Source organism: Streptacidiphilus sp. MAP12-33 (assembly GCF_041261265.1).
In the GTDB taxonomy this organism is placed as follows: domain Bacteria; phylum Actinomycetota; class Actinomycetes; order Streptomycetales; family Streptomycetaceae; genus Streptacidiphilus.
The window spans coordinates 95,172-115,339 of sequence record NZ_JBGCCA010000020.1 but is presented as its reverse complement, the minus strand read 5'-3'; the positions used below and the strand labels follow the sequence as shown (position 1 = coordinate 115,339).

Sequence of the window (20,168 nt, the reverse complement as noted above, 5' to 3'; positions counted from 1 at the left end):
CATGCTGGGACGGTGAGCGCGGTCCTGGAAACCCCCGTCCCGCGCCCGGTTCGCGTCGCGACCGGGCCCTCCCTGATTGCCACCGCCGTGCCCGGCCGTGGCCTGCTCGGGCGCCTTGCCGCGGTGCTGAGCGCGCACCCCGTCCAGGCGTTCGCCGTGCGGACGACCGCCGGCGGCCCGGCGGTCGTGGAGATCACCGTCGCGGACGCGCACCGTGCCCGGGTCCGGGCCAAGCTGCTGCGCATGGTCGAGGTGCTCGACGTCGTCGAGCCCTGACCACGTCGGGACCTGATCTCGTCGAGCCCTGAAGAGGCCGCGGACGGGCGGCGGGCGCATCCTGGAAGGGCCACCGGACCGTCCCGGGACGGCCCCGGGCCGGCGGCCGAGGGAGGTGTCTCGCGATCATGACTCTCTTCATGGACGTCCACCACGGCATGAACGGGATCACCGCCGAGCAGTTGGCGGCGGCGCACCAGGCCGATCTCGCCATTGAGGCGGAGGAACACGTCCACTTCAAGCAGGCCTGGGCGGACCCGGAGTCGGGCACCGTCTACTGCCTGTCCGAGGCGCCCTCGATGGACGCCGTCCAGCGCGTCCACGAACGGGCCGGACACATGGCGGACGAGATCCACGCGGTCCCGCTCATGGTCTGAGACCTCTCGCCTACCGTCGCCGGACCCGGCGTGGCAGCAGTGCCGGGACGCGGAGGCGGTAGGCGAGGAACCGATCGCCGAACTCGGCCGCCATCAGGTCGTCCTCGACCCGGACCCGGTGCAGTGCCCACGGCACGGTGACGGCCGTGTAGAGCACCCACACCCCGAATCCGAGGCCCAGCGCGGCGCCGAGCACCAGCCCGAGGAGTCCCGTGTAGATGGGATGCCGCACCAGGCCGTAGGGACCGGTGGTGCGCAGCTCGTGGCCCTCCTGCACCAGCGGGACACCCGCCCACATCACCCCGAGCACCAGCCGGGACCAGACCAGGAGCGCCGTCGCCGCGACGGTGAGGGCCGCACCCGCGACGCCGAGCACCGGGTTCCAGTACTGCAGGTGGCGCCAGAACGGGCCGTCCGGTCGCCGGGTCAGCTCGATCAGCACCAGGATGCCGGCCACCAGCGCCACCCGCGCCGGCATCGAGGCGCGCAGGCTGCGCAGCCACGCCCGACGGCGCTCCGGCGAACCGGCGCCGCGGGACCCGAAGTACACCGCCGCTCCCACCCAGGTCACGGCGAAAACCACGATGCAGCCGTAGACGACGCCGTGCACGGCAGTCTGCACTCCGCTCATGTCTCCAGGGTCGCGCGGCGTCGGCCTGCGCGGCCTCCACCCCGAGGTGGAGCCGTGGGTGGACACGTGTTTCTGACGCGCCAGTTGATTCGGTCACGATCGGGCAACTATGGTTCCCTTTCGAACCGCTGTGCAGTCGATCTTCCGAGGGGGGATCCGCGGCGGTTCCCGTCGAGTCTGTCGAGGGTTCGGTCGTTCCGCGCACGGCGTGGGCACCGGGGCCGAGACGGAGCCGGGGACCCACGTCCTCGGGGTGAATCGGCATCAGGTCGACCGCTACGCGCGGGCGCACGCAGGTGCGCACGGGCGGCGGCCGGTGAGATGTCGTAGGGCGAGACTTCCGGCCCGAACCCGTCAGCTCACCCGGTAGGCGGCCAGGAAGAAGGAGCCCGTCCAGGTGGCGTCCCACCGCCGTCCCGCCGCGCCCAGTCGTACCCGCACCCGAATATCCGCGCTCACCGTGGTCGCGGCCACCAGCGTCGGCCTCGCCACGCAGTCGGCCCAGGCCGCTCCGCAGCCGACCACGGCGCAGCTGAAGTCACAGCTGGACCAGCTGAACAACGCGTCCGACCAGGCCGTCGCCGCCTACGACCAGGCGCAGGCGCAGCAGCAGGCACTGCAGCACAAGGTCTCGATCCTGGAGGACGAGATCGCCCGCGAGCAGGCCAAGGCCAACACGCTGCTCGACAGCGTCGGCGCGATCGCCCAGAGCCAGTACATGACCGGTGCGGTGGACCCGACCGTCCAGCTGATCCTGACCAGCGACCCGAGCGAGTTCCTGCAGAAGGCCTCCTCGATGAACCAGCTGTCCGGCAACGAGGCCGCCCAGCTGAGCCTGCTCCGCACGCAGGAGGACCTCCTCTCGCGCGAGAAGGCCGAGGCGGAGCAGGAGCTCCAGGCCCTCCAGGCCGTCACCCAGCACGCCGCCGCGCTGAAGGCCGCCGCTGCCGCCAAAGTCAAGGCGACGCAGCAGCTCCTCAACTCGATGACGCCCAGCCAGCGCACCCAGCTGACCGGCGGCACGGGCTCCAACCTCCACCCGCACGGCACGGCGGGCGACTCGATCGAGATGGCGGCGTTCGCGGCGGCGAAGACCCGCATCGGCGACCCCTACAACTGGGGTTCCAAGGGCCCGAACGAGTTCGACTGCTCGGGTCTGATGCAGTGGGCCTACGCCCAGGCCGGCTACTCGCTGGGCCCGGACACCTACGCCCAGATGGCCGAGGGCACTCCGGTGGCCTCCGTCGCCGACCTGCAGATCGGTGACCTGGTCTTCTTCAACGGTGGCCAGCACGTGGGCATGTGGGCCGGTGGCGGGATCATCCTGCACGCCCCGCACACGGGGGCGTACGTGCGCATGGAGTCGATCACGACGGTCGGCACGATCTACATGATGCGTCACATCTGAGACACGGTTGCCGCGCGGCCTCCCGCCCACCGGGGACGGGAGGCCGCGCGTTCGCGTCACACGCGTCGTATGCGTCACATGCGCCAGTGCAGCGTCGTCGCGTCGTCGTGGCGCTTGCCGTGGAACGTGCCCTCGGCCAGGGCGAGTTCGGCCTTGCGGACGGAGTCGGTGAGGTGGGCCGGACCGTCGGCGGCGAGGGTGTCGAGCAGCTCGGTCCAGCTCCAGCCGAAGCGTTCCACCAGGCGGGTCACCCCGTCGGACAGCGCGGCGGCCTCGCGCACGCGGGCGAGTGGGAAGGACGCCGTCACCGCGTGCTCGGCGGCGTCCGGGCGGGTGGAGGCGACCCAGAAGCCGCCGGGCGTGTTGCGCAGCCCGCTGACCGACTCGCGGTCGTAGGCGGGCAGCTGGTCGATGCGGTCGTCCGCGACGACCTCGATCCGGCCCTCGGAGGTGCGGACGACGACGGGCGAGTCGGCGAGCACCAGGCAGTCGAGGCGGTCGGCGCCGGGGTCGGCACGCAGCAGCGCCACGGTGCTGGAGGGGCTGTCGGGGTTGCCGTGGTCGCACTGCGGGTGCAGGTCCCGGGTGCGCAGGATCGCCTGCCGCAGCACCTCCGGCAGCGGCTCGTCGGGGTGCGCCAGCAGGAACGCGCCGAGCTGCCCCGCGAGACGGGCCACGAACCACGGCACGTCGTGGACGCAGCCGGTCGGCAGACCGCTCGGCGTGGCGCCGTCGAGGACCAGGGCGAACTGCGGCCCGGCGAGGACGAAGTCCTCGTTCGCGGACGCGTCCGGGCTCGGCTCGCAGCTGTAGCGGATCTCCACGGCTCTCCTCGCGGGTCGACCTGTCGGGGGGCATATGCGACCTTCCCCGATCATGCCCCGAGTGGCCCCGGAGACGCGTGAGGCTTCTCTAGGCTGCTGCCATGGATCCCGAACCGGAGCCCGGCGAAGCGCTCGACGCCCGGGCCGCTGTCGAGGCCGCCTTCGGGGCCGCGAGCGGTGCTGCCTCCCGCTCCCAGGCCACGTCCGGGCCCGCTGGGGCCGCCGGGCCCGGACCGCGCGAGCCCGGTTCCGGGCCCGAGCCTGCGGTCGATCCCGTGGCCGATCCCGCGGCCGAGCGGGACGCCGGACCGCGTGAGCCCGCACCAGGGCCGCGTGAGCCCGCGCCAGGGCCGCGCCGGTTGGATCCGCCCGCCGCCGCAGCGCTGCTACGGCTCGCCGCGCGGGTCGAGCGCGACCTGCTCGCATCAGGGCTGAACGCCAAGCCGTACGAGGTGACGCCGTCGTCCCTGGCCGGCGTCGAGGTGGAGGTCGACGCGTTCGACGACGCCGTCGGCGGTGTCTGGCTGCACTGGCGCACCCACCCCTCGGTCGGTTCCGAGGGATCCGGCGCGACCTCGGTCCGGGTGGTGATGGCGGAGGCCCTGGTCCGCACCCTCACCGCGCTCGGCTACCGCGTCGAGCACGGCGACGACAGCCTGCGCCCCTACGCGGTGCGCCTGGTCGCGGGGCCTGACACGGCCGTCTGAGGCGGCGTTAGGTGGAAGACTGGGCCCGGTGAACGACGAGAAGTGGTGGGCGGACCAGTTCGAGACGCACCGGCCCAGGCTGCGGGCCGTGGCCTACCGGATGCTCGGCTCCTTCGCCGACGCCGAGGACGCCCTGCAGGACGCCTGGCTGCGGATCGTGCACGCGGACGCGCGGGCCGACGAGATCGAGAACCCGGCCGGGTGGCTCACCACGGTCGTCGGCCGGGTGTGCCTCAACGCGCTCCGCAGCCGCACGGCCCGTCGGGAGGAGGCGTGGGACGGGCACCTGCCCGATCCCGTGGTGGGCGCGGAGGGTCCGCCCACCCCCGAGGACGCGGTGCTGCTGGCCGACTCGGTCGGCCTCGCCCTGCAGATCGTTCTCGACACCCTCTCGCCGGACGAGCGGCTCGCGTTCGTCCTGCACGACATGTTCGAGGTGCCGTTCCCGGAGATCGCCGCCGTCCTGGAGCGCGAGAGCGCCGCCACCCGCCAGCTCGCGAGCCGCGCCCGCCGCCGCGTCGCCCAGGCCGACGCTCCCTCGCCCGACCGGGACCTGACCCGGCAGCGTGTCGTCGTCGACGCCTTCTTCGCCGCCGCCCGCAACGGCGACCTCGACGCCCTGGTCTCGGTGCTGCACCCGGACGTCGTCGGCCGGGCCGACTTCGGCGCCCTCCCGCTCCCGCGCCCGGCGCTGATCCGCGGGGCCGGCACGGTCGCCCAGAACGCCCGCATCGGCTACGTCCCGGGCGCGGAGCTGCGCCCGGTGCTGGTCAACGGCGCCGCGGCCACGCTCGTCCTGCGCGAGGGCCGGCCGTACGTGCTGATGGCCTTCACCGTCGTCGAGGAGCGCATCGTCGCGCTCGACATCTACGGCGATCCCTCCCGGCTGAGCGAGGTCGCGGGGTCCGTGCTGTGAGGTGACGTCAGTTCTGGCGCAGGGCGGGCATCGGAACAGGGACGCCGTAGGTGGACGACCCGACGCCGACGCCGCCCTGGCAGCTGTTGGGCGGGTCGGTGGTGACGCCCCTGGTCGAGGGCATCTCGGCCGCCCAGAACATGTAGCCGAGCATGCCCGGCGTGGTCCCGGCCCCGGCCGGTGCCGCGCTCTGCACCCAACTGCCCGTCGTGTTCTCCACGGAGGTCGAGAACGTCGTGCACTCCGGCCGCACGGACGAGCCCTCGGCGATGTAGAGGCTGCCGGTGAACTTCGCCGGCGCGAGCGGCGGGATCGGCGGGTTGTAGGTCGGCTTGCCGCTCAGGTGTTCCTGCCAGTTGGACTCGGCGGTGGAGGTGGACGGCTGCTTGCTGGGCACCATCGCGTTGGCGTAGTCCAGCACGGGGTTGCTGGTGTTGAGCCAGTTCGCGGTCGCGTACTGGTCCAGCCCGACCAACCAGCGGTCGCCCGCGGCGACGTCGATCGTGAGCCGGGCGGCAGGGTCGGCGCCGGTCGCGTCGTAGGGGTGGGCGGCGCGGTAGGCGGTGATGAACGCCTGGAGCCCGGTGAGGTCGGGGCTGGAGGAGTTCTCGTAGTCGATCTCGATGCCGACCCCGAGCCGGGTCGCGAGCGCGGCGGCCTTCTGGCCGAGCAGGGTGGGGTTCTGCGAGAGCGCGGTGTCCCAGTCGTTGACGTAGGTGATGCCGCCGATGGAGAGCATCACGCGGATGCCGTGGCTGGTGAAGTAGTCGACGATCGCCTGGGTCATCCCGTTCGGGACACCGCCTGTGTCGCCCGCGTCCGTGGTGCCGTTGAGGAGGCGCAGCGGGTTGACGAAGCTCAGCACGACGAGGTTGACGGAGGGGTGGCCGTCGCCGCGGTCGATCAGCCAGTGGTTCTTCTGGTCGAAGTCCGTCATGTCCCGCACGGTCGCCCACGTGCAGGCGTCGTCGGAGCAGTGCCAGGCGCCGTAGACCTGGATCGGGCTGGTCGCCGCGGCCGCCTGCGGCGTGGCGGCCTGCCCGGGCGCGGCGCCGCCGAGGGCGGCGGCGGTCAGTGCGAGCGTCGCGGCGGCGAGCAGGGTGGGGGTTCTGCCTCTGTGCTGGCGCATCCATCGCCTCCCGGCGAAGAGGGCTCGACAAGGTTGCCCCAAGGTTGGTGATCTGCTGATGCCCTGTCAATGGTCCGGACCAACTCCCTGGCGCCGCCCGGCGCCGCCCGGCGGCGTCGCGGCGTGCGCGGTTCCCGCCGTCACGTGGACGCTCCCGGAGCGGAGGGCCAGGGTGAACTGCTCAACTCGTCTCGGTGAAGGTGGCGTTGTAGCCGAAGGCGAGGCAGAGACCGGAGTCGGTGATGGCCTGGACGCTGATCGAGTAGGTGCCCGGGCGCGGGTAGTGGTGGGTCGCGAGGGTGGAGTAGGTGCCGGCGGGGCCGCCGGAGGTGGTGCCCTTGGAGGTGGAGCCGTCTCCCCAGGTGATGTTGCCGGTGAAGGTGCAGCCCTGGTCGCCGTTGCCGTGGAACCACTGCAGCACGACGGCGGGGTTGTTGCTGCTGCACGTGGAGCTGTTGATGCTCAGCACGCATCGTGGACCGAGCGGGGGTGTCGGGGACGCCGTCGCGGTGTGGGTGGGCCGGGTGGCGGGTGTGGTCCCGTTGCCGTTGCCGTTGTTGCCGCTTCCGGCCGTTGATCCGCTGCTGCCGGGCGTCGAGTTCGTGGCACCGGTCCGGCCGGGCGTGCCGGGCGTGCCGGGTGCGTCGGCGGACGGGCTCGGATCGGGGCCGGCGCTCGGACCGGCGCCGGGGGAGCCCCCGCGACCGCCCGCCGAGGTGGACGCGGAGGGCGGCGTGGTGCTCCCCGAAGGGCCGGAGCCGGCGGCGCCGGTCGCCGCGTGGGACGGCAACAGGTCCGGTACGAGCAGCAGGCCGGTCGCCACGCCGACCGTCAGCACCACCGGGATGACGACCGGTGCGAACCAGCGCCGGCGGTGGCGTGGGGCGGCCGGGGCCGGGAGGACGGGCGGTGTCAGGCGCAGGGTCGCCGGGTCCGGCGCGGGGAGCGCGGCGAAGGCGGCCCGGGCGCGGAGTGGGGCCATGACCGGTTCGGGCCAGTCGGGCGTGTCCAGGACGCAGCGCTGCCGGGCCAGTTGGGCGAGGCGGTCGGCGGTGGGGCGCGCGCCGGGGTTCTTGTCGAGGCAGGCCGCGACGGCCTCGGCGAGGTCGGGGGAGAGCGCCTGAAGGGCGCTCAGGTCGGGCTCGGTGTGCACGATGCGGTAGAGCATGTCGACGCCCGAGCCCTCGCCGAACGGCGGACGTCCGCACGCCGCGTACGCGATCAGTGCGCCCAGTGCGAAGATGTCGGCCGCCGCCGTCAACTCGCCCTTGCCGTTGGCCTGTTCGGGAGACATGTAGGCGGGGGTGCCCAGCACCACGCCGGTACGGGTGAGGCGGCTCTGGTCGGCGGCGCGGGCGACGCCGAAGTCGATGAGGGTGACCCCGTCGGTGGTGAGCATCACGTTGGAGGGCTTCAGGTCGCGGTGGACCATGCCCAGCGCGTGGACGGCCTTCAGCCCGGCGGCGGCCTCGCGCAGCAGCAGCCACAGGCGTGCCGCGTCCAGCGGCCCGCCGTTGACGGCGACGGCCCGGTCCAGGGTGAGGCCGGGTATGTAGGCGGTGGCGAACCACGGCGGCCGCGCCTCCCGGTCGGCCAGCAGCAGCGGCGCGCTCACCCGCTCCGGCAGGCGGGCCAGGTTGTCCAGCTCGTGGCCGAAGTGCCGATGGAACTCCTCGTCCTCGATGAACTGCGGCAGTACCTGCTTCACCGCTGCGTAGCGGCCCGACACGGTGCCCAGGTACACCCGGCCCATACCGCCCGACCCGAGCCGGCCCAACAGCGGGATCGGGCCGATCATCCGCGGGTCTTCACCGTCCAAAGGCTCGGCCCCACTGCCCGCCAGGTCGAACCTGGTGCCCTCGGTCCCCCCAAGTGGTGTCATGGAACCGCATGTTAGCCCGACCGGGGTGGCCTGCTGCGCCGTACTACTGACGCCTGCTCAACTCCGCCGGCCGGGCGGCCGGCGAGACGTGCTCCTGCTCGGCTTTCTCGCGCAGGGTGGCGAGCTTGTCGCGCTCGGCGGTGAAGTCGCCCCCGCCGCTCGATGCCCGGATCCGGAGCCCGACGCCAGCAGCCGCGCGCGGTGCCGACTTCCTGCGCGGTTTGCCGGGCGTCGGTCCGCGTCATCCGTTACCTTCGGTATCACCGTCCGGACGATGAGTTCCGGATGTGAGTTCCGGGTGAACAGAGCAGTCGTACCCTCGCACCCCCGTCAGTCGCGCGCCGTGCCGGGCATGGTCCCGGAACGAAGTCATCGAAGCCCCGAGGGAATCCACCGTGCCCAGATCGCGACGCTTATTCAGCACGCCCCTGGCCGGAACCGCGATGGCGGTCCTGGCCTCCTTGTCGGCCGCCTGCTCCGCCGACCCGCCGACCCGCCGGCGCAAGGGATCACCGGTCTGGTCACCGGGACCGGGATCGGCCCCACCAGCCAGGCGATCAAAGGACTGTCCACGCGCTTCCCGGTGGGGCAGACCGTCTACGTCTCGTTCTCCGCGGACATGGCCTCCGCGGGGGCGACGGCCCAGATCGATCTCTACCGCGACGGCCAGTCCGAGCCGGAGGCCCGCAGCCTGCCGATCACCCTCAGCAAGGGCTCCCACGTCTACACCAAGCGGATCACCTTGTCCGAGGCCGGAAACGTGCTGGTCGAGGCGCGCCTCGACGGAGTGGTCGCCCGTACGCTCACCATCGGGGTGGGGTGAGCCGCGGTGAACAGGATGACCGTCGCCCTCGTCTGCGCCTTCGCGACGACCCTGGCCGCCACCCTGTGCGGGTGCGGCGGCTCGGGAGCGGCAGCCGCCGCGGGCTGCGCGCCGACCCACGTCTACACCAACGTCAAGGACGACGGCACGGCCCTGGCCGTCGTCGACGCCGAGATGACGGAGAACAACAACGGCTCGGCCGAGTCCTGGAAGGTCGACGCCCGCCACGACCAGACGCTCACCATCGAGCACTCGACCTCCACCACGGAGAAGGTGCACGCGGCCGTCGCCGGGCAGGCCCTCGTCGTGGGCGCCTCGCCGTTCGTCCCGGTGGCCGAGGGCGAGGCGACCGCGGTGTTCGACTACGAGCGCCGGACCGACAGTTCGGTCACCCGGACCTCCACGGAGTCGAGCAACACCGAGATCACGGTGACCGTGCCGCCGGGCGCGACCGGCTACGCCCTGTACGGGGTGGTCATGAAGTGGACGACCGGAGATCTGCGCACCACGGGGTGTGGGGGGAAGGGCAGCGACACCGCCGGCACCTACCTGCTGCCCGAGGCCCACGCCTGGTGCACCTGGACCCGGGGGCCCGACCTCTTCACCGACGGCGACGAGAGCCCCTGCACCGTGGTGCCCGGCTCGGGTCCACAGACGTTGAACTGAGCCGGGCAGCAGCGGTGGTGACCGGTCAGCGCCAGAAGGCGCCGAGGTGGCCGGCCAGAGCCTGCCCCTGGGCGTAACCCGCGCGGGCGGCCGGCGGACGGGTGGACGGGTCCATCATGTTGGTGCCGAACGCGGTGAGCGAGTCGGCGTCGGGGAAGACCGACTCGACCCTGCTGCCGCCCGCGCGCAGTTCCTCGACCTGCGCCGTGAGCTGCATGCCCCACTCCAGGGGATGCCGGGTGCGGCCGCCGAAGGGCGACAGCACCAGCACCCGTGCGTGCCCGGCCGCCAGATCGGCGTTCTCGTTGCGCCGGTAGCCGCCGTCGATGTACCGGTGCTCGCCGATGGGGTAGGGCGGGACCCCGAAGCCGTTGGACGTGCTGGCCGCGACGGCGTCGACGAGGTCGACCCCGCTGTCCCGGTCGAACGCGACCGGTTCGCCGGTGTGGGCGTCGACCGCCGTGATGAGGATCCGCTGGTCCGGCCAGTCCTGACGCGGCAGCCGGGCGGCCACGGTGGTGCGCCACAGCGCCTGGGCGGAGCCGTCGGACGTCGCGTCCGCCTCCAGCGCCGCCGCACCCATGCGGCGGCGCATGTCGGCGGCGTCCGCCGCGGCGGCGATGATCCGGCCCGTCGTCTCCATGTGGTTCGCCGCCGGCCCGACGGGAGGGCGCCCGCCGCCGGAGCCGGCCGGGCGGGTCCCGCGCGGGGGCACGGGCGACAGGACGGCGGCGAACAGGTCGGCCGGGGATGCGGCGGTGATCTGGGCTGCCGCCGTCGCTCCCGCCGACGTGCCGACGATCAGGTCGGCGGTGGTGACGTCCAGTCCGGCCTCGAAGAGACCGGCGACGACGCCGATCTCCCAGGCGTTGCCGGCCGAACCGCCGCCGTGGAGGACCAGGGCTCGCTCACCCGCGAACGTCGGCGCGACGCCGGGCGGAGTGGAGGAAGAGGAAGACGTGGTGTTCATGGGAGTCGCCTTTGCGAAGTTGCCTGGTGGCGCTCCCGGCGGCGACTACGTCAGCCGCGCGATCGTGGACTGCGGGGGAGCACCCGTTGCGGACACTGCGTTCACGGGGCTCACCTCCTGCTGGTAGATCACGACCTTCGGAAGCTAGCACGGCGTCGACGAGAGGGGCAACCGGCGCTCCGAGTCGGCGGATCCCGTGAAGGACCCCGCCCGCCGACGGCATCCGCCCGTAGGATCGGCGTGACGCTCCGTATACGACTGGGGGATTCCTGTGCGACTGCGAAGCAGCAAGAGGCGACCGACGGCCACGCTCGCCGGGGCGGCGTTGGTGCTTGCCACGGCGGTGGCCGGCGTCGGGACCGGTGCGGGGAGCGCAGCGGCCGCGCCGAGGGTGAGGCCGCTGGAGACGATCGCGGAGCTGTCCGCCCAGCGGGTGGAGGTGGCCGACCAGGTGGCGGCGGCCAAGTACGGGACCAGCAGCCCGATCGACGACCCGGCGCGCGAGGCGGCGGTCATCGCCGCCGCCGAGCAGCAGGCCACCGCGCTGGGGATCGATCCCGCGCCGGTCGCGAAGATCTTCCGCGACCAGATCGAGGCCAACAAGGTCGTCCAACGCGCCCTCTACGCCGAGTGGGACGCGGACCCGTCGCTCGTGCCGACCACCAAGCCGAGCCTGGCCACCATCCGGACCGAGCTCAACACCATCGACGACGAGCTCGTCCAGGCCATCGCGGCTGCCGACCCCTCGCTCCAGGCGCCCTCCTGCTACGGGCAGCTGACCGCCGCCGTGGTCCACGCCGGGCACCAGGACGGCCTCGACGTGCTGCACTTCGCCGCCCTGCTCCGCGCCGTCCCCTCGGTCTGCGCGGACTGACTCCACGCCCGCCGGACTACGCCAGATCGAGGTACGGCTCGAACGCCCGCAGCAGCAGCGCGCGCATGCGCTCCGGCCGCATGGCCGTCGAGTCGGCGAGGATCTGGATCGCCAGGCCGTCGACCATGGCGGTGAAGCGTTCCGCGAGGGCCTCGACATCCGCGCCCGGTGCCAGGCCGCCCTCGGCCTGGCACTCGCGGAGCAGGTCCAGCACCACCTGGTGCCAGCCCGAGTAGGCCAGGCGCTGGACGGGACGCAGCGGGGGTTCCAGCATCGCCTGGTTCCAGAACTGGATCCACACCGACCACTCGTCGATGTCGTCGGTGGTGAGCGGCAGTTGGACCTCGATCAGGCGGCGCAGCTTGTCGCGTGCCGAGCTCGCCTGCTGGAACTCCACGTCGAGCCGGGAGCGGAAGCGCTGCGCGTAGTACTCCAGTGCGGCGTGCAACGTCGCTTCCTTGCTGGGGAAGTGGTAGTGCACGGTCGCGGTGCTGGTCCCGCAGTAGCGGGCGATGTCGGAGACCCGGACGTTGTGGTAGCCGCGGCGGGCGATGAGGACGGTCGCGGCCTGGAGGATCTGCTCGCGCCGCTCCTCGGCGGTGACGGCCTCGGCCCGGTCCCGGCCGCTCTCGGGCGGCAGGACCGGCGCCGGGCCGGAACCGTCGAGCAGGAAGGCGGTGGAGACCCCGCAGGCCTTCGCGATGGCCGCGATCTCCCTGTCGCGCAGCTTGCGCGTGCCGCGCAGCGCCTTGGACAGGGCGGTCGGGTCCATCGCGATCCGCTGGGCGAGCTCGCGCTGGGACAGCCCTGCCGACCGGATCGCCGTGCGGATCCGCTCCGGCAGGCCGGCTGCCGCCGCGGGCGCGGCGGCGGGTGTGACCTCGGCGGCAGGCGGGTTCTCGGTGCGCGTCATCACGCGGTCAGTATGGCAGCCGGCGCGTTCTAGCCGAGTTGCCCGGCGGCCTCCGCCGTCAGGGCGCCGACGACCTCTGCCGCCGCGCGCTCGCCGGAGGAGATCGCGCCGTCGATGTAGCCGGTCCACACCGACGCGGTCTCGGTGCCGGCCCAGTGGATGCGACCCGACGCGGTGCGCCACCCGCCGTGGCCGTAGGCGGTCCAGCCGCCCGGGGTCATGAAGCACGCGTAGCCGCCGATGGTCGGGCCCGTCCGGGGCCAGATCCGTTCGACGTAGTCGATCGGCTCCCCGGCCTGTTCGCCCACGACCTCGGTCAGTGCCGCCAGCACGGCGCGGCGACGTTCGGAGGCCGTCGCCGCGCTCCATTCGTCGAGCCGGTCGCCGTAGACGAAGGCGACGAGCACGCCGTGGGACGCGTCGTGCGGTGAGTTGTCGAAGACGACGCCGACCGGCCGGTCGCCGTAGAGGGTGGCGATGCCGGAGCGGCCCGCCGCGCGCCAGAAGGGCTGCTCGTAGACGGCGTGCACCTTGGCGACCCGTCCCATCGGGGCGTGGCGCATCCAGCCCGACCGTTCGGCCGGCAGCTCCGGTTCGAAACGGATCCCGCCGAGCGCGGCCGGTGGCACGGCGACCACGGCCCGGCGGGCGCGGACGAGGGTGTGCGCGGTCATGGCTTCGACTCCGTCGGCTGTTTGACGAACCGTCATGATGGCTTCCCCGAGCCGGATCCGGCTGCCCAGCGAGAGGGCGAGCGCGCGGGCGACCGAGTCCGCCCCGTCGCCGAAGCGCGAGTCCTGTGCGCAGCCGCCGGTCTCCATCAGCTGCTCGTACCCGCCACCCGAGGCCAGGTAGAAGAGCAGGTGGAAGAGGGAGATCTCACGCGGCTCGGCGCACCAGACGCCCTGGACGGCGAGCGCCAGCCGGCGCAGTGCGTCCTCGTCGTCGGTCTCGGAGCGGAAGAACTCCTCCGCCGAGCGGGCGTCGAACTCGGCGAACCTGGGGCTCTCCCACGGCTGTTCGAGTTCGACGCGGTGGGCCAGCTCGTCGAGCAGGGCGGTGACGCGTTCGTACTCGGCGATCCCCGGACCGCTGTCCGGCGCGGCGCCCTCGTAGTCGACGCGGGTGCCGTCGTGGCGGACCTCGACATGCTGCCCGGTCTCCCAGGTCGGGAACGTCGCGCAGCCGAACTCGGCTGCCAGGGCGTGGAACCGGCGCTGGGTCGGCCCGATCCACTGGCCGCCGTGGTCGACGCGCACCCCGGACGCGGTCACCTCGCTGAGCGTCCGGCCGCCCACGCGGTCGGCGGCCTCCAGCAGCACCACGTCGATCCCGGCGTCCGCCAGCCGGCGTGCGGCGGTCAGTCCCGCGTATCCGGCGCCCACGACCACGACCTCGGTGTCGACGACGGCTGAAGTTTCTCGTCTTGTCGCTGTCACGAGCGACACAGTGTCGCAACACTGTTTCTCTAGTCAATAGATTCGGAAAGTTGCGATCCGTATCTTGACAGTGCCCCGCGCCCCGATCAGGCTGACTCACCAATCAATCATTGCGTTTCGTTGCTAGTGCCTGTGTTTCCGTCCAGTCGGGAGTGGCAATGCCCAGAGAATCGCAAGACCGGGGAAGTGAGGGCGAGGGCTCGGACAAGGGCCTGCGCTCGGGCGCACTCGGGATGGCCACCAGCCTGATCCTGGCCGTGGCGTCCGCGGCGCCCGCCTACAGCCTCACCGCGACCCTGGCGTTCATCGTCGGGTACGTCGGCCTCCAGGCCCCGGCCGTGGTCGTGGTCGCCTTCGTGCCGATCCTGTTCGTCTCCTTCGGCTACGCCGCGCTCAACCGGCGGGACCCGGACTGCGGCACGATCTTCACCTGGGCCTCGCGGGTGCTCAGTCCCAACGTCGGCCTCCTCGGCGGCTGGGCGATCATCGCGTCCTTCGTGCTCGTCATCGGCAGCCTGGCGCAGGTCGCGGGACAGTACGTGTTCCTCCTCCTCGGCGCGAACGGCATCGGCTCCACCCCGGCGGATCCGCGCGTGCTGCTGGCCGGCCTCGGCTGGCTGCTGCTGATGACCCTGGTCTGCTACCGCGGTATCGAGATCGCCGCGGCCGTGCAACGCGCGCTGCTGTTCCTGGAGTTCGGCATGCTGCTGGTCCTGTCGGTGGTCGCGCTGGTCCGGGTCTACGACGGCAGTGCGCCCGCGGGCATGCACCGCCCGCAGCTGTCCTGGCTCAACCCCTTCGAGGGCAGCTCGATGAGCGCCTTCGTCAGCGGGCTGGTGCTCATGCTGTTCATCTACTGGGGCTGGGAGACGGCCCTGACCGTCAACGAGGAGACCACCGACCGGCGCCGCATCCCCGGCCGGGCCGCGACCTGGTCGACCGTCCTGCTCGTGGCGCTGTACCTGGTTGCCACCTACGCCGCGATCTCCTTCGCCGGGATCGGGGACACCGGCATCGGCCTGAACAACCCGGACAACTCCGGGGACGTCCTCTACCCGTTCGGCACCGCCGTGTTCGGCTCCGGTGGCTTCGGCTCGGTGCTGTGGCACCTGCTCATCCTCATGGTCCTCACCTCGGCCGCCGCCTCCACGGAGACCACCGTGCTCACCCTGAGCCGCACCATGCTGTCGATGGGCGACCAGGGCGCGCTGCCCCGCGCGCTGGCCCGGGTGCACCCCCGCTTCCGCATCCCGCACGTCGGCACGATCGCGGTCGGCGTCGTCGGCGCGGTGGTCTACACGGTGATGAACTTCCTCGGCCACGGGCTCGCCATCGGTGACGCGGTCTCCTCCTGTGGCGTGATGATCGCCTTCTACTACGGCCTCACCGGCGTCACCTCTGCCTGGGCGCACCGCACCGAGTGGCGCAGCAGCGCCGGGGACCTCTGGCTGCGCATCGTCCTCCCGCTGATCGGTGGCGCCGTCCTGCTCGCGGCAGGGGCCTGGAGCCTGGTCCACGCCTGGGACCCGGCCAACAGCAGCACCAGCTGGACGCTGCCCTTCACCTCCGGCACCCGCGTCGGCGGCACCTTCGTCATCGGCACCGGCACGGTCCTGCTGGGACTGCTCGTCCTGCTGGTCTGCCGGCGGGTCTACCCCGGCTTCTTCCGGCGCCGGTCCGTCCTGGGCGCGCCGGACCCCGCCCGGACGGTGGTGACGCCGCATGTCTGAGCCGCTTCCCCGTGCCTTCGTCGACCCCGCCTCCGTCGCGGTCGTCGGGGCCACCGAGGACCGGGCCAAGTGGGGCCACTGGCTCGCCAAGGGCGCCCTCGCCGGATCCCACCGGCGCGAGGTGTGGCTGGTCAACCGCCGCGCCACCGGCATCCTCGGGCGACCGAGCCACGGCAGCGTCGACGATCTGCCGGGCATCCCCGAGCTGGTGGTGCTGTGCGTGCCGGCGCCGCACCTGCGCCCGGTCGTGGAGTCCGCCCTGGCCAAGGGATGCCGTGCGTTCCTCGGGATCACCGCCGGGCTCGGCCCCGACCACGACGAGATCGTCGCGCTGCTGCGCCGCTCCGGCGCCCGGATCGTCGGACCCAACAGCCTCGGACTCTTCCGGGCCGCGACCGACCTCACGCTCGCCTGGGGCGGGTTCACGCCCGGGAGCCTGGCCGTCGTCTCGCAGAGCGGCCAGCTCGGCTCGGAGATCGCCGGACTCGGCGCCCGGGCCGGGCTGGGCGTCTCCTGCTTCTACTCCGTCGGAAACCAGCTCGACGTGGCCGCCGTCGACATCCTCGAATCCCTCGCCGACGACCCGTACACGAGCACGGTGGCGCTCTATCTGGAGAGCTTCGCGGGCGGCGAGCGGATCGTGGCGGCGATGCGGGCGCTGCGCCGCGCGGGCAAGCACGTGCTGGTGCTCACCACCGGGGCGAGCGACGGCAGCCGGCGCCTCGCCCGCTCCCACACCGGCTCGATGACCTCGGCCCTCGACGTCGTCGACGCGGCCTGCCGGGCCGCCGGAGCGCTCCGGGTCGCAACACCGGGCGAACTCGTCGACGCGGCCCGGCTGCTGGACGCGGGTGCGGTGCCGCGCGGCCGCCGGGTCGCCGTCGTCAGCGACAGCGGCGGGCAGGGCGCGATCGCGGCCGACGTCGCCGCGACGCAGGGGCTCGTGACGCCGGTCTTCAGCGAAAGCCTCCAGGCCCGGTTGCGGGAGCTGCTGCCCGCCTCGGCAGCGGTGGCCAACCCGGTGGACCTCGCGGGCGCGGGGGAGGCCGACCTCCAGGTCTACGCCAGCCTCGTCGAACTGGTCGCCGCCTCGGGCGAGGTGGACTCCGTCCTGCTCTCCGGCTACCTCGGCTGCTACGGCGAGGACACGCCGGGCCTCAGGGACGCCGAGCTGGCCGTCGTGGACCGGCTGGGCCGACGAGCCGGGGGAGCGGAGGTGCCTCTGGTCGTGCACAGCATGAGCGCCGGCTCCCCGGCGGTGGGCCGGATGGGTGACCACGCCGTCCCGGCCTTCGCCACCGTGGACGCGGCCCTGTCCGCCCTCGGCCGCGCGGCCGCGCTGGGCGCGGGACGCGCCCGCGACCTGACGGTCCCATGGCTCCCCGCCGAACGGCTGACCGCGGAACGGCTCCCCGCCGAACGGCCGTCCGCCGAGCGGTCGGGCGCGGGGCAGCCAGCCGCCGATCGGCCGTCCGCCGAGTGGCGGGGCGCGGAGGCGCCGGGCCCTGACGGGTCGGGCGGCGGGGCGCGCGGCGCCGAACGGCTGTCTCCCGCAAGGCCGAGCATCGAGCGGCAGGGTGGCGTGGCGTGCGGAGCCGAGGCGCCGAGCGCCGAACCGCCGGGTTCCGGCTACCTGGCGGCACGGGGGTTTCTGACCGCCCACGGGATCGCGGTCCCCGCCGCGCGGCGGGTCGCCGACCGCGCCGAGGTCGCGCAGGCCTGCGCGTTCCTGCGTGCTCCGCTCGTGCTCAAGGCCGCCTGGATCGAGCACAAGAGCGAGCTCGGCGCCGTCCGGACCGGGCTGACCCCCGAGACCGCCGTTGCGGCGTTCCACGAGATGTCCGCGCGGCTGGGCCCCGGCGAGTACGTCCTGGAGGAGCAGGACACGCGTTCCGGCGTCGTCGAGATGCTCGTCGGCGCCCGCCGGGACCGGGACTTCGGGCCGATCGTCGCCGTCGGCCTCGGCGGGGTCCAGGCCGAGCTGTGGCGGGACGTCGCCATCGAGCTCGCCCCCGTCGACCGGGCCACGGCCGCGGCGATGCTCGCCCGGCTGCGCTCGCGCGCCCTGCTCGACGGCTGGCGCGGAAAGCCGCCCGTCGACGTCGAGGCCCTGACCGACGCGATCGTCGCCGTCTCCGCGGCGATCGCCGCCACCGGCCGCGTCGAGGAAATCGAGATCAACCCGATCCGGGTCGCCCCGGAGGGCGCCCTCGCCGTCGACGCGCTCGTCGTCCCCCGCGCCGCGGCAGCGCCTGCGGCAACCACCGACCACCACCGTCATGAAATCCACCACGAAGCAGGAGCACCCGCGTGAGCACTCCCACCGAGCCCTGGCCGCTGACCGACGAGCAGCGCGCGATCGTCGAGCTGTGCCGGACCTTCGCCGCGAACGAGATCCGCCCTCGCGGCCGTGAGGTCGACGAGCGTGACGTCGAGTCGCCGCTGGACATCTTCCAGGCCGCGGCGAAGGTCGGCATCACCGACTTCATGCTGCCCGAGGAGTACGGCGGCGGCGGGTTCACCGACCTGGTGACCCAGTGCCTGGTCCAGGAGCAGTTGTGCTGGGGCGACCCGGGCATCGGCAACTTCGTCTGCTCCAACGGCTTCTTCGCCGACCCGCTGCTCGAACTGGGCACCGAGGCGCAGAAGGAGGAGTGGCTGCGCCCGCTCGCCGGACCGAACCCCCTGTACACCGCGCTGGCCACCACCGAACCCGGCTCGGGCTCGGACGCCGCCTCGATCGTCACCACCGCCACCCGCGCCGACGGCGGCTACCGGCTCAGCGGCCAGAAGGCGTGGATCTCCAACGCCGGACTGGCCGACCAGTACGTGGTGTTCGCCAAGACCGACCCCGCCCGGCGGTCCTCCGGCGTCTCCGCCTTCCTGCTGCGCAAGGGCGCGGAGGGGATGCGGTTCGGCGAGCCGATGCGGAAGATGGGCCAGCGTGCCATCGTGTGCCGCGAGATCTTCCTGGACGAGGTGTTCGTCCCCCAGTCCGACCGCCTCGGCGCGGAGGGGCACGGCTTCCTCGGGCTGATGAAGACCTTCGACGTCTCCCGCATCGTGCTCGCCGCGGCGGCGACCGGCGCCGCGCGCGCGGCCTACGAGTACGCGCTCCAGTACGCCCGGGAGCGCAGCCAGTTCGGCAAGCCGATCATCGAGCACCAGGCCGTCGCCTTCCGGCTGGCCGACATGGCGACCCGCATCGAGTCCGCGTGGCTGCTGACCCTGCACGCGGCACGGCAGTTCGACGCCGGTGCCGACAGCACCAGGCTCGCCGCGATGGCGAAGCTCCAGGCCTCGGAGACCGCGATGGCGGTCACCTGGGGCGCGGTGCAGACGCTCGGCGGGTGGGGCTACTCGCGCGAGTACCCGGTCGAGCAGTGGATGCGCGACGCCAAGCTGGAGGAGATCGAGGAGGGCACCTCCGACATCATGCGCCTGATCATCTCCCGCCGGCTCTGACCCCGCTCGCAGACCGTTCATCCGTCAAGGCAGCAGGAGTGACATGGCATTCGACAACGAGTTCACCCGGATGTTCGGGGTTGAGCACCCCGTGGTGTGCGGGGGCATGCTCGCGGTGGGCACCGCCGAGCTGATCTCGGCCGTCGCGAACGCGGGGGCGCTGGGCTTCCTCAGCGCGCTGACCCAGCCCACCCCGGAGGCGCTGGCGCGGGAGATCGCCCGCTGCCGCGAGTTGACCGACCGTCCGTTCGGCGTGAACCTCACCATCCTCCCCACCATCGAGCCGGTGCCCTACGAGGAGTACCGGGCCGCCATCGTCGACTCTGGCGTCATCGTGGTCGAGACCGCGGGCAGCAACCCGGCCCCACACCTGGCGGCCTTCAAGGCGGCCGGGGTCAAGGTGGTCCACAAGGCGGTCTCGGTCCGGCACGCCCTGAAGGCCGAGGCGCTGGGCGTCGACGCCGTCAGCATCGACGGCTTCGAGTGCGCCGGTCACCCCGGCAGCGACGACGTGCCCGGCCTGGTCCTGATCCCGGCCGCCGCACGGCGGTTGCGCGTCCCGGTCATCGCGTCGGGCGGCTTCGCCACCGGCGGTGGCCTCGTAGCCGCCCTGGCCCTGGGGGCCTGCGCCATCAACATGGGCACCCGCTTCGAGGCCACCGTCGAGGCGCCGATCCATCCCGACGTGAAGGCCCGGATCGTGGCCAACGACGAACGCGACACCCGCGTCGTCTTCCGCGAGTTCGGCAACACCGCCCGGGTGGCCCGCAACGCCGTCTCCGAGGAGATCGCCCGTCTCGGCGCTCTTCCCGGAGCCACCTTCGCCGACGTCGCCGAGCTCGCCTCCGGCCGACGCGGACGCCAACGCGTGCTCCAGGACGGGGCAGTGGAGGACGGCATGTGGTGGGCAGGGCAGGCGCAGGGCCTGATCGACAGTGTCGAGAGCTGCGCCACGGTGGTCCGCACCATCGTCGAGGACGCCGAGGCGATCATCCGGACGGGCCTGGTGAACCAGCTCACGCCGGACCTCGTGACGGCCCGTTCTTAACGCGTCCTTAACGCCTCCGTGCAGGTGGAACGGACCATCGGGGGGCGTGCGGGCGCTAGGGTCGGCGAGGTTTGATCGCTCGGCGATCGC

The 20,168-nt window shown here is 72.9% G+C and carries 18 protein-coding genes, 1 pseudogene and 1 riboswitch; of the genes and pseudogenes, 12 read left to right on the top strand and 7 right to left on the bottom strand.

Annotation, left to right across the window (positions count from 1 at the left end; genetic code table 11):
- The first annotated feature begins 12 nt into the window (after positions 1 to 12).
- Positions 13 to 276, top strand: coding sequence for a hypothetical protein (locus ABH931_RS20845; protein ID WP_370115379.1), 264 nt, complete (start codon positions 13 to 15; stop codon positions 274 to 276).
- 128 nt (positions 277 to 404) lie between these two features.
- A complete protein-coding gene (locus ABH931_RS20840; protein WP_370115377.1) occupies positions 405 to 653 on the top strand; it encodes an SCO4226 family nickel-binding protein in 249 nt (82 codons plus the stop codon).
- A 10-nt stretch (positions 654 to 663) separates the two neighbouring features.
- Here the strand turns inward: ABH931_RS20840 and ABH931_RS20835 are convergent, their stop codons facing one another.
- Positions 664 to 1,284, bottom strand: coding sequence for an isoprenylcysteine carboxylmethyltransferase family protein (locus ABH931_RS20835; RefSeq protein ID WP_370115375.1), 621 nt, complete (start codon positions 1,282 to 1,284; stop codon positions 664 to 666).
- A gap of 203 nt (positions 1,285 to 1,487) precedes the next feature.
- A riboswitch (cyclic di-AMP (ydaO/yuaA leader) is annotated at positions 1,488 to 1,671 on the top strand.
- A gap of 73 nt (positions 1,672 to 1,744) precedes the next feature.
- On the opposite strand from ABH931_RS20835, the gene ABH931_RS20830 reads away from it, so the two are divergent.
- A complete protein-coding gene (locus ABH931_RS20830; RefSeq protein WP_370115373.1) occupies positions 1,745 to 2,692 on the top strand; it encodes an NlpC/P60 family protein in 948 nt (315 codons plus the stop codon).
- Between the two features lie 74 nt (positions 2,693 to 2,766).
- On the opposite strand, the gene ABH931_RS20825 is transcribed toward ABH931_RS20830, so the two are convergent.
- Positions 2,767 to 3,516: a hypothetical protein gene (locus tag ABH931_RS20825; RefSeq protein ID WP_370115372.1), complete on the bottom strand. Its 750-nt coding sequence runs from the start codon at positions 3,514 to 3,516 to the stop codon at positions 2,767 to 2,769.
- Between the two features lie 101 nt (positions 3,517 to 3,617).
- Between ABH931_RS20825 and ABH931_RS20820 the strand changes: the two genes are divergently transcribed.
- The gene (locus ABH931_RS20820) at positions 3,618 to 4,223 is read left to right on the top strand and encodes a hypothetical protein (RefSeq protein ID WP_370115370.1); all 606 of its coding nucleotides are present in this window, start codon (positions 3,618 to 3,620) and stop codon (positions 4,221 to 4,223) included.
- Between the two features lie 28 nt (positions 4,224 to 4,251).
- Positions 4,252 to 5,139, top strand: a complete 888-nt coding sequence (locus ABH931_RS20815; RefSeq protein WP_370115369.1) for a sigma-70 family RNA polymerase sigma factor — start codon at positions 4,252 to 4,254, stop codon at positions 5,137 to 5,139.
- A 7-nt stretch (positions 5,140 to 5,146) separates the two neighbouring features.
- Here the strand turns inward: ABH931_RS20815 and ABH931_RS20810 are convergent, their stop codons facing one another.
- The gene (locus ABH931_RS20810; protein ID WP_370115367.1) at positions 5,147 to 6,268 is read right to left on the bottom strand and encodes a hypothetical protein; all 1,122 of its coding nucleotides are present in this window, start codon (positions 6,266 to 6,268) and stop codon (positions 5,147 to 5,149) included.
- Between the two features lie 181 nt (positions 6,269 to 6,449).
- Positions 6,450 to 8,150 (bottom strand): protein kinase, encoded by a 1,701-nt coding sequence (locus ABH931_RS20805; protein ID WP_370115366.1) that lies wholly within the window; start codon positions 8,148 to 8,150, stop codon positions 6,450 to 6,452.
- 583 nt (positions 8,151 to 8,733) lie between these two features.
- Here ABH931_RS20805 and ABH931_RS20800 point away from each other — a divergent pair.
- Together ABH931_RS20800 and ABH931_RS20795 are read left to right on the top strand one after the other, a co-directional pair.
- The gene (locus tag ABH931_RS20800) at positions 8,734 to 8,973 is read left to right on the top strand and encodes a hypothetical protein (RefSeq protein ID WP_370115364.1); all 240 of its coding nucleotides are present in this window, start codon (positions 8,734 to 8,736) and stop codon (positions 8,971 to 8,973) included.
- A 15-nt stretch (positions 8,974 to 8,988) separates the two neighbouring features.
- The gene (locus tag ABH931_RS20795; RefSeq protein ID WP_370115363.1) at positions 8,989 to 9,639 is read left to right on the top strand and encodes a hypothetical protein; all 651 of its coding nucleotides are present in this window, start codon (positions 8,989 to 8,991) and stop codon (positions 9,637 to 9,639) included.
- A 25-nt stretch (positions 9,640 to 9,664) separates the two neighbouring features.
- Here the strand turns inward: ABH931_RS20795 and ABH931_RS20790 are convergent, their stop codons facing one another.
- The gene (locus ABH931_RS20790) at positions 9,665 to 10,609 is read right to left on the bottom strand and encodes a patatin-like phospholipase family protein (RefSeq protein ID WP_370115361.1); all 945 of its coding nucleotides are present in this window, start codon (positions 10,607 to 10,609) and stop codon (positions 9,665 to 9,667) included.
- Positions 10,610 to 10,880: 271 nt separating this feature from the next.
- Between ABH931_RS20790 and ABH931_RS20785 the strand changes: the two genes are divergently transcribed.
- Positions 10,881 to 11,483, top strand: a complete 603-nt coding sequence (locus ABH931_RS20785; RefSeq protein WP_370115359.1) for a chorismate mutase — start codon at positions 10,881 to 10,883, stop codon at positions 11,481 to 11,483.
- A 16-nt stretch (positions 11,484 to 11,499) separates the two neighbouring features.
- Here ABH931_RS20785 and ABH931_RS20780 read toward each other — a convergent pair whose 3' ends face one another.
- Together ABH931_RS20780 and ABH931_RS20775 are read right to left on the bottom strand one after the other, a co-directional pair.
- Positions 11,500 to 12,396, bottom strand: a complete 897-nt coding sequence (locus ABH931_RS20780) for a TetR family transcriptional regulator C-terminal domain-containing protein (RefSeq protein ID WP_370115442.1) — start codon at positions 12,394 to 12,396, stop codon at positions 11,500 to 11,502.
- A 29-nt stretch (positions 12,397 to 12,425) separates the two neighbouring features.
- Positions 12,426 to 13,850: pseudogene (locus ABH931_RS20775) on the bottom strand (flavin monoamine oxidase family protein); the annotation flags it as partial.
- 143 nt (positions 13,851 to 13,993) lie between these two features.
- Here ABH931_RS20775 and ABH931_RS20770 point away from each other — a divergent pair.
- The 4 genes from ABH931_RS20770 to ABH931_RS20755 are packed head-to-tail and all read left to right on the top strand — an operon-like array spanning position 13,994 to position 20,078.
- Positions 13,994 to 15,565 (top strand): APC family permease, encoded by a 1,572-nt coding sequence (locus ABH931_RS20770; protein WP_370115357.1) that lies wholly within the window; start codon positions 13,994 to 13,996, stop codon positions 15,563 to 15,565.
- Positions 15,558 to 17,879: an acetate--CoA ligase family protein gene (locus tag ABH931_RS20765; RefSeq protein WP_370115355.1), complete on the top strand. Its 2,322-nt coding sequence runs from the start codon at positions 15,558 to 15,560 to the stop codon at positions 17,877 to 17,879. Before ABH931_RS20770 ends, ABH931_RS20765 begins: the two co-directional genes overlap by 8 nt.
- Complete coding sequence (locus tag ABH931_RS20760) at positions 17,876 to 19,030, top strand: acyl-CoA dehydrogenase family protein (protein WP_370115353.1); 1,155 nt, start codon at positions 17,876 to 17,878, stop codon at positions 19,028 to 19,030. Before ABH931_RS20765 ends, ABH931_RS20760 begins: the two co-directional genes overlap by 4 nt.
- Positions 19,031 to 19,073: 43 nt before the next feature.
- Positions 19,074 to 20,078: an NAD(P)H-dependent flavin oxidoreductase gene (locus ABH931_RS20755; protein WP_370115352.1), complete on the top strand. Its 1,005-nt coding sequence runs from the start codon at positions 19,074 to 19,076 to the stop codon at positions 20,076 to 20,078.
- Positions 20,079 to 20,168: the final 90 nt, after the last annotated feature.